13 protein-coding genes are annotated in these 12359 nt (G+C 65.4%); 8 read left to right on the forward strand and 5 right to left on the reverse strand.

Annotation, left to right across the window (positions count from 1 at the left end; translation table 11 throughout):
- Positions 1-46 precede the first annotated feature (46 nt).
- Genes QCE64_RS15640 through QCE64_RS15650 form a run of 3 tightly spaced genes read left to right on the forward strand, consistent with a single transcriptional unit; the run spans position 47 to position 2254 of the window.
- The gene (locus QCE64_RS15640) at positions 47-964 is read left to right on the forward strand and encodes a polysaccharide deacetylase family protein (RefSeq protein WP_310004677.1); all 918 of its coding nucleotides are present in this window, start codon (positions 47-49) and stop codon (positions 962-964) included.
- The gene (locus QCE64_RS15645; protein WP_309932546.1) at positions 961-1647 is read left to right on the forward strand and encodes a GntR family transcriptional regulator; all 687 of its coding nucleotides are present in this window, start codon (positions 961-963) and stop codon (positions 1645-1647) included. Before QCE64_RS15640 ends, QCE64_RS15645 begins: the two co-directional genes overlap by 4 nt.
- A gap of 19 nt (positions 1648-1666) precedes the next feature.
- Positions 1667-2254, forward strand: coding sequence for a flavin reductase family protein (locus QCE64_RS15650; RefSeq protein WP_309922199.1), 588 nt, complete (start codon positions 1667-1669; stop codon positions 2252-2254).
- Positions 2255-2280: 26 nt separating this feature from the next.
- Here the strand turns inward: QCE64_RS15650 and QCE64_RS15655 are convergent, their stop codons facing one another.
- Both QCE64_RS15655 and QCE64_RS15660 read right to left on the reverse strand, forming a co-directional pair.
- The gene (locus QCE64_RS15655; RefSeq protein WP_310004681.1) at positions 2281-4473 is read right to left on the reverse strand and encodes an ATP-binding protein; all 2193 of its coding nucleotides are present in this window, start codon (positions 4471-4473) and stop codon (positions 2281-2283) included.
- Between the two features lie 107 nt (positions 4474-4580).
- The gene (locus QCE64_RS15660; RefSeq protein ID WP_310004684.1) at positions 4581-5642 is read right to left on the reverse strand and encodes an Ldh family oxidoreductase; all 1062 of its coding nucleotides are present in this window, start codon (positions 5640-5642) and stop codon (positions 4581-4583) included.
- A gap of 209 nt (positions 5643-5851) precedes the next feature.
- On the opposite strand from QCE64_RS15660, the gene QCE64_RS15665 reads away from it, so the two are divergent.
- The gene (locus QCE64_RS15665) at positions 5852-6124 is read left to right on the forward strand and encodes a hypothetical protein (RefSeq protein ID WP_309814594.1); all 273 of its coding nucleotides are present in this window, start codon (positions 5852-5854) and stop codon (positions 6122-6124) included.
- Positions 6121-7116, forward strand: a complete 996-nt coding sequence (locus QCE64_RS15670) for an FkbO/Hyg5 family chorismatase (RefSeq protein ID WP_310004686.1) — start codon at positions 6121-6123, stop codon at positions 7114-7116. The genes QCE64_RS15665 and QCE64_RS15670 overlap by 4 nt, the downstream gene beginning before the upstream one ends.
- Here the strand turns inward: QCE64_RS15670 and QCE64_RS15675 are convergent.
- Entirely contained in the window at positions 7108-7977 is an 870-nt protein-coding gene (locus QCE64_RS15675; RefSeq protein ID WP_310004688.1) for a LysR substrate-binding domain-containing protein, read from the reverse strand. The genes QCE64_RS15670 and QCE64_RS15675 overlap by 9 nt on opposite strands.
- Positions 7978-8061: 84 nt before the next feature.
- Here QCE64_RS15675 and QCE64_RS15680 point away from each other — a divergent pair, with 84 nt between their 5' ends.
- Positions 8062-8970 (forward strand): DMT family transporter, encoded by a 909-nt coding sequence (locus QCE64_RS15680; protein ID WP_310004690.1) that lies wholly within the window; start codon positions 8062-8064, stop codon positions 8968-8970.
- A gap of 81 nt (positions 8971-9051) precedes the next feature.
- On the opposite strand, the gene QCE64_RS15685 is transcribed toward QCE64_RS15680, so the two are convergent.
- Complete coding sequence (locus tag QCE64_RS15685; RefSeq protein ID WP_309922180.1) at positions 9052-9306, reverse strand: DUF1272 domain-containing protein; 255 nt, start codon at positions 9304-9306, stop codon at positions 9052-9054.
- A 111-nt stretch (positions 9307-9417) separates the two neighbouring features.
- The gene (locus QCE64_RS15690; protein ID WP_309932533.1) at positions 9418-10461 is read right to left on the reverse strand and encodes a helix-turn-helix domain-containing protein; all 1044 of its coding nucleotides are present in this window, start codon (positions 10459-10461) and stop codon (positions 9418-9420) included.
- Between the two features lie 333 nt (positions 10462-10794).
- Here QCE64_RS15690 and QCE64_RS15695 point away from each other — a divergent pair, with 333 nt between their 5' ends.
- The gene (locus QCE64_RS15695; RefSeq protein ID WP_310004692.1) at positions 10795-11925 is read left to right on the forward strand and encodes a CAP domain-containing protein; all 1131 of its coding nucleotides are present in this window, start codon (positions 10795-10797) and stop codon (positions 11923-11925) included.
- 60 nt (positions 11926-11985) lie between these two features.
- Positions 11986-12303 carry a hypothetical protein gene (locus QCE64_RS15700; RefSeq protein ID WP_309932531.1) on the forward strand — a complete coding sequence of 106 codons (318 nt, stop codon included), beginning with the start codon at positions 11986-11988 and terminating at the stop codon, positions 12301-12303.
- Positions 12304-12359 lie beyond the last annotated feature (56 nt).

Below are 12359 nucleotides of genomic sequence, written 5' to 3' on the forward strand. Positions count from 1 at the left end.
CCGCAATGGGGCATGACCTGACCAAACCGGTTCATACGGACCTGACATGAACGACTTCGAACCGTTGCAGACGCATGGGCGCTTCGGCTATCGCCCGATCCACGATGGCGATGGATATCGCTGGCCCAACGGGGCAAGTCTCGCCGTCTATCTCGGCTTCAACCTGGAGCACTTCGCGTTCGGGGAAGGACTCGGCGCGGCGCTCGGGCCGCTGTCGCCGCAACCCGACGTGCTCAACTACAGCTGGCGCGAGTACGGCAACCGCGTGGGCGCATGGCGTTGCATCGAACTGTTCGATGCGCTCGACATGCCCGCGGGCACGCTCATCAATACCTCGCTCTACGATCACTGCCCCGAGCTGATCGAAGCCTGCGCGGCGCGCGGCGACGAGCTGATCGCGCATGGACACACGAATGCGCATCGCCAGAGCGATCTCGACGAAGCCGGCGAACGCGCGCTGCTCGCGCATTGCCGCGCGCGCATGGCCGAGCGTTCGGGCGTCTCGCCAAGCGGATGGCTCTCGCCATGGATCTCCGAATCGCGCCGCACGCCTGACCTGCTCGCGGAGACCGGCTATCGCTACACGCTCAACTGGTGTCACGATGACCGCCCGGTGCGCATGGACACGCGCGGCGGTCCGCTGTGGTCCATTCCCTATCCGCAGGAGCTCAACGATCTGCCGATGATCATGGCGCGGCAGATGGACATGCGCGACTTCGCCGACATGATCGTCGACCAGTTCGACGAGATGCTCGAACAGACGCAACGCGCGCGCGAGCCGCAGGCGCTGGTGATGGGCATCGCACTGCATCCGTATGTCGTGGGGCAGCCGTATCGGTTGCGGCATCTGCGGCGCGCACTCGCGCATATCGTGTCGGCACGGCAGGACATCTGGCTCACGACGCCCGGTGCGATCGCACAACACGTCGGCACAGTGGTCCCGCGCATGGCGTCCGTTGCATGAAGCCGCGCGAAGCCAGCGCCGACGCGCGCATCTATCGCTCGATCTTCGAAGGCGTGCTGAGCCGCAAGCTCACGCCCGGCACGAAGCTGCCCGAGCCGGAACTCTGCGCGCTGTTCGGCGTGGGCCGCGCGGTGGTGCGGCGTGCGCTCGAAAAGCTCGCCTACGACGGTATCGTGGTCCTGCGGCCGAACAAGGGCGCGGTGATCGCGCAGCCGACGCGCGAGGAAACCCGCGCAATCTTCGAGGCGCGCCGCGGCGTGGAGCGCGCGCTCGTCGAACTCGCCGCGCAACGCGCGACGCCCGCCGACATCGCCACGCTGCGCGAGCAGTTGCACCAGGAGCACGAAGCCATGCATCGCTTCGATCAGCCTTCATGGGCGCGGCTCGCGAGCACCTTTCATCTGCGCATCGCGGCGCTTGCCGGCAATGCGATCCTCGAACACTATCTGACGGAGCTGGTGTCGCGCTGTTCGCTGATCGTCGGCGCGTACGAGTCCGCGGGTCATGCGCCCTGTGAACACGACGAACACACTGCTATCCTCGATTGTCTCGAAGCCCGCGACGCCGAAGGCGCCATTGCTCACATGAGCGCGCATCTGCGCGCGCTGGAGGCGCGTATCGAGACCTCGCGCATGCCGGGCGCCAAGGGACTCGCGCACCTGCTCGGCATCGATCCCGCATAACGAACCGCAGTGGAACGACATGGAAATCGACTTCGAAGCGATCACCGAATATCAGCGCTACAAGCTGATGGCGAGCCTCATCGTGCCGCGCCCCATCGCGCTCGTGACGACGCTCGGCCCGGACGGCACCGTGAATGCCGCGCCGTTCTCGATGTTCAACATGCTGGGCGAGGAGCCGCCCATCGTGATGCTCAGCATCAACCGGCTGGCGGACGGCACGTTGAAGGACACCGCGGTGAACATTCCGCGCGAGAAGGAGTTCGTCGTGCATCTCGCCGACGAAGCCATCGCGCAGCAGATGCATCGCTGCGGCGAGCGCTTTGCCGCCGACATCTCCGAACTCGACGAAGTAGGCTTCACGGCTGTTGCTTCATCGCGCGTGAAGCCGCCGCGCATCGCGCAAGCGCCGGTCGCATTCGAATGCGAATTGTGGGAGACGCTGACGACCGCGAGCCGCCATATCTTCATCGGCAAGGTGCTGATGCTGCATGCGCGCGACGAACTCATCGATCTCGAATCATGGCGCGTGCGGCTGCAACATTATTTTCCAGTCGGCCGCTTCGGCGCGAGCGACTACATCACCACGCGCGATCGCTTCCAGATGTAAGGCCCGCGTGAGCGTGTGAAAGCGTGTCAGGCCTTGCCCGCGCCGCGCATCGGCAGGCCGTTCAGCAGCGCCTTCAGGTCGTCTATGTTGAAGGGCTTGGCGAGGATCGCGAAGCCCGTGCGCCGCGCCTGTTCGAGCTGATCCGCATAACCCGTCATCAGCGTGACGGGCTGCTTCGGGCGGCACGCCTTGATCCATTCGGCGAGCTTGATGCCGTCATACGCGCCGGGCATCTGGATGTCCGAGAGCACGAGATCGAATTCGTCGCCCGCTTCCAGCACACGCAGCGCCGCATCGCCCGAAGGTTCGTGACGCGCCTGCCAGCCCAGCACTTCGAGCACCGCGCACAGGCCCGCCGCGACTTCCTCGTTGTCCTCCACCAGCAGCACCGTCGACGAGGGCGCATCGCGCGTAACGTTTGCGACGGGCGGCGCGTCGGCGGGAGTGTCGTCGTCGCCGGTCCAGTGCGGCAGATAGATGACCACGGTCGTGCCATAACCCCATGCCGAGTCGAGCCGCGCGCCGCCGCCGGCCTGCTCGGCCATCGCCTGCACTTGCGCAAGCCCGAGCCCCGTGCCGGCGCCCGCGCCCTTGGTCGTGAAGAGCGGCTCGAACGCATGCTTGGCGACCTCCGGCCGCATGCCGGTGCCGCTGTCCTTGCACGAGATCACGACGTACTCGCCGCCATCCAGTCCTTCCTGTCCGTCCAGATGACGCACGTTGCTGTACTGGATTTGGAAGGTGCCGCCGTTCGGCATCGCGTCCTTCGCATTGACGGCAATGTTGATGAGCGCCGAGTTCAGTTCGGTGGCATCGACGCGCACGGGCCAGGTTGCTTCCGGCACGCGCGTGTGGACGCGGATCTTCTCGCCCACCGATGCATGGATCAGCGGCTCCGCTTCCGTCATCCAGCGGTCCAGATGAATGACCTGCATCTGCAAGGGCTGGCGGCGCGCCACGCTCATCAGCCGGCGCGCGAGTGCCTGCGCGTTGACCGACGCGCGCTCCACGGCGGTCACTTCCTTCTCGAGCCCGTTGAAGCGCTTGCGCCGCGCGATCTCCATGTTCGACGTGACGACCATCAGCAGGTTGTTGAAGTCATGCGCGACATTGGCGACGAGATTGCCGAGCGCGCCCATGCGCTGCATGCGGCGCGTCGTGGCCTCGGCGCTGCGGCGGAGCGCCAGTTCGCCGCGCCAGTTGAGCCACGCCGCTTCTTCCGCACGAAGCCGCCGCAACGAGAAGCCGATCAGCATCCATACCGCGATGCACGGGATCAATGCGATGGACGCAATCGACACATCGTGCCGCCACCATGCGAGCCGTACATCGTGGATCGAAAAGCCCGCCGCCGCATACAGCGGAAAGCCGCCGACGCGCCGCCATGCGGAGAGTTTCTCGTCATTGTCGAGTGGCGAGACGTAGCGCATCAGGCCCTCGGTCTTTTGCAACGCGAAGGCATTTGCGAGCACGTCGTGGCGAGCGGGCGCATTGGGTGCGGTCGGGGCGGGGAAGCGCGCGAGCACGCCGCCGTCGGCGCGATGCAGGGCGAGCGTCAGCGCAGGTTCGTTCAACGAGAGCTGGCGATAGAAATCGATCAGCGTGTCACGCCGCAATGCAATCGAGATCTCGCCGAGAAAACGCCCGTCCTGCGCGAAGCGCGACGTGAGCGTGTTGATCATGTCGGTGTTCCTGATGCGGCCGCGTTCGGGCATCGACACATGAAACTTCGAACGCGTGTCGCGTGTGGCGATGAAGTCCTCGCGATCGCCGATCGACACGTCCGGCACCGGCAGGAAGCGGCTGCTGGCGAGGAGCTTGCCGTTGCTGTCGAGTACCGAGATGGCCGCGATCTGCGGATGACTCTCGACCAGATGTCCCAGCTTGTCTTGCAGTTCCGTCTGGCTGCGCGCGATGAAGTCTGCATCGCCGCTGCCGAGCATCTCCTCGACGCGCGAGATCAGTTCGCGATTGATGCTGAAGACGGTATTCGCCTGTTGATCGATCACGCGCACGAGCCGTTGCAGCGACTCGCCGGTCTCGCTCAGCGCGCGTCCGTAAGTGTAATAACCGTACAGCGCGAAGAAGGCGACCGGAATGGCGATGGACGCGGCGAGCGCGGCAAACAGGCGCCTGCGCGCGGCGCGAAAGTCGAGAGGCGGCAGTGCGGGGAGCGGCTCCGCGGTGCCGAAGCCGGAAAGTTCTTCTGGTTCTTCCATGAAGCCAGTGCAGGCAGGTACGTTCGACAGCATGAACCGGTGGGCTCGAAGCGTCGTCGATGTTAGCACGCGCGCCTCCATGCACCCGGCACGATCATGCGTTGAAATCAGCCGCGCGCCACGGCCGTCACGCCGGCTTGCGAGGCAACATCGTCGAGGCCCTTGAGGGTATCGGCGGGAAGATAAAGGCCTTGCTCCAGCTGTGTTTCCTGCGCGCGAACTTCCTTTTCGCCGGGATAGAAAATTTCGTCGACGCCTTCCGCGCGCCGCGCCGATTTCAAGGTCTCCACGTACCGCTCCATGTGGGCCTCGAAGGCATCGAGCGGCTGGAACGCGGCGATGTTCAGCGCGATCATCAGATGCCCCACGTTGCTGCGGCCGTCCGGTACATAAGGACCGCGCACGTCGTCGAGGAAGCCGCTGCCCGACAGCACGCCGGACAGCACGTCCACCATCGTGCCGATGGCATAGCCCTTGTGCCCGGCCATCGGCAGGATGAAGCCCTTGAGGCCTTCCACCGGGTCCGTGGTCGGCCGGCCACGCTCGTCGATGGCCCAGCCCGGCGGAATGGTCTCGCGCCGCAACTGCGCCAGCACGATCTTGCCGCGCGCGACGCCCGAGTTGGCCACGTCCATGACCATCGGCGGATGGCGGCCGGCGGGCGCGGCCACCGACCACGGATTGGTGCCGATCATCTTGCCAAGACCGCCCCAGGGCGCCATGTTCGGGCCGCCGTTGGTCATCGCGAGCATGATGCAGCCCGCTTCCGCGCCCATGCGCGTGAAAAACATGCACGTGCCGAAGTGATTCGAGTGACGCACCGACACAGCGCCGATACCATGCGCCTTCGCGCGGCGGATTGCGTCGAGCGCGGCCGTCCGGGCGATGACGGGACCGATGCCGTCGTTGCCGTCCAGCACCGCGATCGCGCCGGCATCGACGGGAAAGGTGGGCTGCGTCACCGCTTTCATCGCGCCGGAACGCAGGCGCGCGTAGTACCAGCCGAGCCGCAGCACACCGTGCGACTGATGACCCCACAGGTCGGCCTGCACCATGGCATCGGCGGCGAGGAGCGCATCTTCGGGAGGCGCGCCCTCGGAACGGTAAACTTGCGAAACGAATGCGCGCAGCGCATCGGGATGCACGCGGACGGATGCGGCGTCGGTCATGGGCGAAGGTCTCCGTGGCGGTCGTTGGGGTGTCGGACACTCTTTAACAGGTTGAGCTTTCGTCCGCCCTGCATGGGCGCCGGGCCGCGCACGCGGGGTGCCGGCAGGCTGAGCGAAGCTTTAGCTTGCTGCGCTGCGTTTCGCCATGGTAGAAGCACCGCATCGATGCGCCGCAGAACGGCGCGCCATCAACGTGACAGGAGCATGCAGTGAGAAGGACCGCCGAAAACAAGCTCAAGGTGGTCGCAGTCCGGGTCGATCCGCAATTCGAACAACGGCTGCGACTCCTGGCAGAAGTGACGGGACGCAAGCAATCGTTCTTCCTCCAGCAGATGATCGAAAACGGCATCGGCGCGCTGGAGGACACCTGGCTGCCGCCGGACGTGCTGGAACAAGTGCGCAGCGGCGCGTTGCCAACGCCGAAGGACAACCCCCCGACCGCCGATCTGTTCGGCACGGAGCACGCGGAGGAGACGGATTGAGGCCGGCTGAACGTGGAGGGATCGAGGCGCGCTTCGTCTCTAGCGGCGCAGTGGAAGGCGGCGGCGCGCTCGGCCGGGTCGTGTTCGGCGCGGTGAGCGGGGCGCCTCGTCTGGAAGACGGCGTGCCGACGCTCCCCCTGCATATGATCGACGACGCCCGCGACGCCTTCGCTGAAGTCTGGCGCACGGCCGGCGAAACGCGTTGCGGCAGGGAGAACGGTCTCGTCTACGGTCACGATGACTCCTTGCTCTTTTGCGCGGGCTTTATTCCGGCCGGCGCAGGCTATACGGAAACCGCGCGCCAAACCTATGCCGATGCCTTCGCGCTGGTTCGCACGCTCGGCTTCCCGACGATCTTCCGCATGTGGAACTACATCCCGGATATCAATGGCGAGACTCCGGACGGGCTCGAGGTCTATCGCGATTTCTGCCGGGGACGCGCGCTCGCGTTCGAAGCAGAGGACGCGGGACATGCGGGCATGCCCGCGGCCACGGGCATCGGTACCTGGGGCGAGGGCGTCGGCTTCTATCTGCTCGCCTGCCGCGACGATGCCGCGCAGCACATCGAGAACACGCGGCAGATGCCCGCGTATCGCTATCCCGAGCGTTATGGTCCGAAGCCGCCGAGCTTCGCGCGCGCCACGTATCGACACGGTGCGCTGTATGTGTCGGGCACGGCGAGCATTGTCGGACACGAAACCTTGCATGCAGGCGATCTGCTGAAACAGTGGGAGGTGGCGACGGACAACGTGGCGCATCTCGTCAGCGCGGGCAATCTCGCGGCGCACGGCGTGTCGGACGGCTACACGTTGCAGGATCTCGATCAGATCAAGGTCTACTACCGGCGCGCGGAGGCTCTGCCGCAGGTGATGCAACTGGCGCGCGCGGCGTTTCATCCGCGCGCCGAGGTGCGCTTCCTCAACGTCGATATCTGCCGGACGGATCTGCTCGTCGAGATCGAAGGGATCGCGAGGCGCCGCGGCTCACAGTGAAGCCGACTCGCGCAGCGTCTTGAGCAAGAGGCCATGCAGGCCATCGACCGCCTTCGAGCCGCGCGAATCGCGGCTGCGATAGACCGCGACCTGCATCGGCCCGAGCGGTCCCAGGCCTTCCTCGCTGCCGAGTATGCGCAGATGTCCGGGCGCGCTGCATTGCGTGAGCGCGGCCACGGCGAGGCCGCTGTCGACCGCCGCGATCTGTCCGGCGAGACTCGAGCTGTGATAGACCACCTTGTAGCGTCGTCCCTGCTGCGCCAGCGAATGTATCGCGCTTTGCCGCGCGAGGCTCGTGCTTTCATACACGGCGATCGGCAGCGGATCGCGCCGCCATAACTCGAACTGCGGCGCGCCGACCCAGACCATCGGCTCGTGAAACAGCAGCGTGCCGCGCCGCGCGTGATCGCGCGAAATCAGCGCGAGGTCCAGGTCGCCGCTTGCCACGCGCGGAATCAGCGAAGTTGACTGCTCGCACGACAACTCGATCTCCACGCCGCTATGGCGCGGCGCGAAACGCTTCAGCACGGGGGTGAGGTACTTCTCCGCGTAGTCGTCGGGCACGCCGAGGCGCACGCGTCCGGTCAGCTGCTCGCCTTGCAGCGCGACCTGAGCTTGCACGTGCAAGTCGAGAATGCGGCGCGCGTAGCCGAGCAAGGTCTGACCGTCGTGGGTGAGTTCGAGCGTGCGCGCGCCGCGTTCGATGAGCCGCAACCCGAGCGCGCTTTCGAGCTTCTTGAGCTGCATGCTCACCGCCGATTGCGAGCGGTTGACCTCGCCGGCCGCGCTCGACAACGAACCCGCATCGACCACTGCGACGAAGCACTTGAGCCAGTCGGTTTGCAGATCGCCTTGTTTCATCGTTTCGGTTACTTTCGATTTTCGAATGGATGCCAGATGAATTATGCGCTTTTCTGACAGGTCGATGCGGACCACACTGGCTGCATGAATACCAACCCGCAGATCCATTCCCCGATGGCCAGCTTTGCGAAGCCATCCGGCGCAGTCCCCTTCGTCTTCGGCTGTGTCTTGCTGGGCACGATCGGGCTCTTCGTGCATGAGGCGCACGCCGATCCGCTGACGGCCACATGGTTTCGCTGCGTGTTCGGTCTGGCCGGCCTGACGCTCTGGCTCGCGCTGCGCGGTCAGACGCGCTTCCTGAGGCTTGGCAGACGAACGGGGCCGTGGGTTCTGACAGCCGGCTCGCTGATGGTGCTGAGCTGGGGCCTGTTCTTCACCGCCATCGAACACATTCCGACCGGCATGGCGATCGTGCTGTTCCATGTGCAACCGGTGTGGGTGCTGGCGCTCGGCGCGGTGTGCCTCGGTGAGCGCGTCGGCAGGCGGCGCGCCGGAGCGGTCGCGGTGGCGATGATCGGCCTCGTGCTCGCGACCGGCGTCATCGGGCACGGAGTGGACGGCGAGGGGTATTGGCTCGCGGTTGCATCGTGTCTGCTGGGCGCGTTCTGCATGGCCTGCGTGACGATCATCGCGCGCCGTCTGCGTGATCTGCCCGCCGGTACGCTTGCGTGGTGGCAATGCGCGATCGGCACGTTGACGCTGTGGATCTGGCCCATGCAGCACGGCTGGCCAGTATGGGGCGCGTCATGGCTCTGGCTCGCGGGGCTCGGCGTCATCCATACCAGCCTCGCCTATAGCTTGATGTACGGCGGCATGGCGCGGCTGCATACGGGACGCATCGCTGTTCTCCAGTTTGTTTATCCGGCGGTGGGCATCGTCGTCGACTGGCTGTTGCTGGATCAGCGTCTCGGTAGCGTGCAACTGGCAGGCGTGGTGTTGATGCTGATCGCGATCGGGCTTGCTGAACAGAAGCGTCGTCGCTTGAGCAACTAACTGTCCCCCGCGCATGCGCCTTTCGAATTGCATGCGCAGAGACGTTCGATATTCAGGCAAGCAGCGCAGGCATGCGATAACTCAAGCTTTCGCGTGTTGCTCGCGGCATTGCGCATTGAACACGCGCTTCGTGGAAGCCGGATTCTTCGCCAGCTTCGCAGCGGGACGTCGCGGACGCGAGACGAGTTCGCCGCCGCAGTTCGGACATGACCCGTTCAGCACATGATCCGCGCAGTCCTTGCAGAAGGTGCATTCGAACGAGCAGATGAGGGCATCGACGGCATCGGGAGGCAGGTCCTTGTCGCAGCATTCGCAGCCGGGGCGCAATTCGAGCATCGTGAGTCTCCTTGGGATCGACACGCAAGTGAACGCCATGCGCGCATGCGATGGCCGTCGCCGAATCATAATCGCTGACCTTCATCGGCCGAGCATTCCCGGCGCGCGGTCTTATCCGCGAATGCCGCGCACCTTCGCGTGATACTGCGCGGCGATCGTGCCGACATCGCTTGCTTCTTCGAACCCCGCACGCTTCGCCGGACGCATCTCGCCTTGCTCGCGCACCTTGCCCGGCGCGCATGCGAAGCGCTCCCGGAACGCGCGATTGAAGGTCTTCTCACTGCCGAAGCCCATCGCATACGCAATTTCCACGATGCGTTCGTGACGATGCCGCGGCGCGACCAGACGACGCATCGATTCGTCGAGCCGACGGTCGCGGATATGCCGCGCGACGCCGCCCGCCTGATCGAACAGGGCGTACAGCGCCGTGCGCGACACGCCCAGCGCGCCGCGCAGCGTGTCCGCGCCGAGCGTCGGATCGGAGAGGTTCTGCTCGATGTAGGACAAGGCCCGCGCACGCAGCATCGGCGCGAGCCGCGGATCGTCCTTCTTCACATCCAGACTCGTTTTCGGGATCAGGCACGCGCCGAGCAGTTCGAGTGTGGCTTCGGCGGCGAGCGCGGCCTGCGCGTCGTCCATGTCGGTCGCGAGTTTCGCCAGCGAGCAGAGATGCGCGGCAATCATTCCGCCGATCGGATCGTGCGCGTCCCAGCACGCGCCATGCAGCCGCGCGCCAGCCGGCATGCGTCGATCCAGCGCCGCGCGCGGAATGCTGAGCGTAAGCATCGGCGCATCGCGGGCAATGCCGACGTTTTCCACCGCCATGTCGCGGATCGCGATGCTGTTGACCGGCACGCGCTGCTCGCCATCGACGGATTCGGACGTCAGCGCGCCGCCCAGCAGGCAATGCAGCAGGTAGTGATCGACGCCGCTCGTCGCGATGCGCCGCCGCGTGCGCCGGAACTGGACTTCGTCGCCGGCGCCGTGATGCGTCATCAGCAGCGCGCCGCCCAAGTCCCAGGTGCGGATCGAGGCCCGGAACGGCACGCTGCGCGGCCGATGGATCTCGTACATCGGCTTGAGGCTCTCGCGCCAGATCTCCTCGGCGGCCTGGGCGTCGAGGAACGCACTGTCGAAGTAGAGCGGTTGCGGCATGGAAAAGGTCCGCGGCGGAGGGGCCGGGGTCTCGTTACGTATTGAATTCTTTCAGGTTTTCCGGGTTATCGGCGGTTTTAAGCTGGAGCTTAAGTGGCGCAGTGACTCTCAAAGCTCGGCGCAAGACAGCTCCGGACGATTTGGGAAGATTTTGCGGACACTTTGTCCGACGCCGACAGTTTCGCTGGGAGATCATCGCGGATACACGAACTTGAATGAACCTGAGAGACAAACCGAAAGTCCCGAGCCGACGCGCCGATAACATCCATGCAAACACTTACCGCGCGTCCCTGCGAGCGCGTGGACAAATAATGAATTTTGACGGGGTATTGGATGAAAAAGACGGCTTGGACTGCCGTAACGGCGTTGTCATTTCTGCTTGCTGCCTGTGGCGGTGGCGGCGGAGGCGGAGATAGCAGCGCGGCAGCGCAGACCACGGGTGCGACGCAATCGAGCAAGGGCAGCGGCAGTAGCGGTGGTAACTCCACCCAGACGCCGGTCGCCACGCCCACCACCGCCCCCACGAAGGATGCGGCGGCCATCGCGCTGTACGCTCCGGCGGGCGCTGCGGCGGCCCCTGCGGTAGCCACGACAGGCGACATCGTCAACGATTCCTTCGCCTATATCAACGCGCGCCGCGCGGAACTGAATCTCGGAGCGCTCGGGTACGTGTCGGCGGTGGGCGTGGCGGCGGCGAATCACGCGCGCTACATGCAGGCGGCCGGCGCCATCGGCCACTATGAGACGGCGGGGCAACCGTATTTTTCGGGCGTGAAGCCTGCGGACCGCGTCGCGGCGGCCGGCTACACCACGAATTCGACGGGAGAAATCGCGGCGGGCTATGGCGGCGGCTTCCTGAATTCGACTCAGGCGATCGAAGCCCTGTTCGACGCCCCGTTCCATCGCTCGATCTTTTTGTTCGACACGACCAGCGTGGGCATCGGCCAGGTTCCGACGACCGATCCCACCCAATACGCGACCCTGGTTGCCGATTTCGTCGACTACGTCGCGGCGACGCCGGACAACCGGCTGATCGCCTACCCGTACGACGGCCAGACGAACGTGAAGCCCTCGTGGATCGCGAACGAAAGCCCGAACCCGATGGCGCGCGTCCCGCAATACATCATGAAGAGCGTCGGCTATCCGGTGACGCTGAATGCCTCGGGCAACGGCGCGTTTTCGGACGTGCGCTTCGCGATCACCGACGCGTCCGGCAACGCGGTGCCATGCGAGGAATCCGACAATTCCAACAACGATGATTCGACCCGCCTCGCGCTGTGCGTGCCGTACGCGCCGTTGGCGGCCAATTCGAAATACTTCGTGACAGTGACCGGTTCACTGACGAACACCTCGATCACCACGCCCACTGCGTTTTCCGTGAGCTGGTCATTCACGACCGGCGCGGCGCTCGCGGCGACGACAAAGGCGCAAGGCCGCTCGCGCCTGCCCATGGTGCTCGAATGACCAAGCGGCCGTTTCGGGGGTATCGACTTCATGTGCTTGCCATCATTGATCCGGAGGACGTTGCGGCGAAACAGGCGCGCGGAGCCGTCCGCAGGGGCGGACGCTTTCACCGCGACGCAGGTCACGGGACCGTCGTCGATTGAATATCGGGAATCGCACCGCGGCTATCTGCTGCGCGTGAGCGCCAATCACGCGGGGCGGTATGTGCTGATCGTCGAGGATCCGGTGGGCGGGGAGCCGTGTCCGCTGCGCGATCTGCACGAGCCGGAGGGCCGCTTCCCGCATGATGGCTTCGCCGATCTGGCCGCGGCCATTGCCGCCGTGCCGGCCGCGAAGGACGCCATCGACGATGGTCTCAGGCGACAGAAAGCTGCCTGAGCTTCCGTGCCGGCCGATGATTGCAGGAACCGAAACGGATCGGTCGATTTGTTGCT

This window comes from Caballeronia sp. LZ043, from assembly GCF_031451075.1.
GTDB lineage: Bacteria > Pseudomonadota > Gammaproteobacteria > Burkholderiales > Burkholderiaceae > Caballeronia.

Coding starts and splice junctions, on each gene's coding strand:
- QCE64_RS15640 (WP_310004677.1), top strand. CDS start 47: ATGAACGACTTCGAACCGTTGCAGACGCATGGGCGCTTCGGCTATCGC.
- QCE64_RS15645 (WP_309932546.1), top strand. CDS start 961: ATGAAGCCGCGCGAAGCCAGCGCCGACGCGCGCATCTATCGCTCGATC.
- QCE64_RS15650 (WP_309922199.1), top strand. CDS start 1,667: ATGGAAATCGACTTCGAAGCGATCACCGAATATCAGCGCTACAAGCTG.
- QCE64_RS15655 (WP_310004681.1), bottom strand. CDS start 4,473: ATGGAAGAACCAGAAGAACTTTCCGGCTTCGGCACCGCGGAGCCGCTC.
- QCE64_RS15660 (WP_310004684.1), bottom strand. CDS start 5,642: ATGACCGACGCCGCATCCGTCCGCGTGCATCCCGATGCGCTGCGCGCA.
- QCE64_RS15675 (WP_310004688.1), bottom strand. CDS start 7,977: ATGAAACAAGGCGATCTGCAAACCGACTGGCTCAAGTGCTTCGTCGCA.
- QCE64_RS15680 (WP_310004690.1), top strand. CDS start 8,062: ATGAATACCAACCCGCAGATCCATTCCCCGATGGCCAGCTTTGCGAAG.
- QCE64_RS15685 (WP_309922180.1), bottom strand. CDS start 9,306: ATGCTCGAATTGCGCCCCGGCTGCGAATGCTGCGACAAGGACCTGCCT.
- QCE64_RS15690 (WP_309932533.1), bottom strand. CDS start 10,461: ATGCCGCAACCGCTCTACTTCGACAGTGCGTTCCTCGACGCCCAGGCC.
- QCE64_RS15695 (WP_310004692.1), top strand. CDS start 10,795: ATGAAAAAGACGGCTTGGACTGCCGTAACGGCGTTGTCATTTCTGCTT.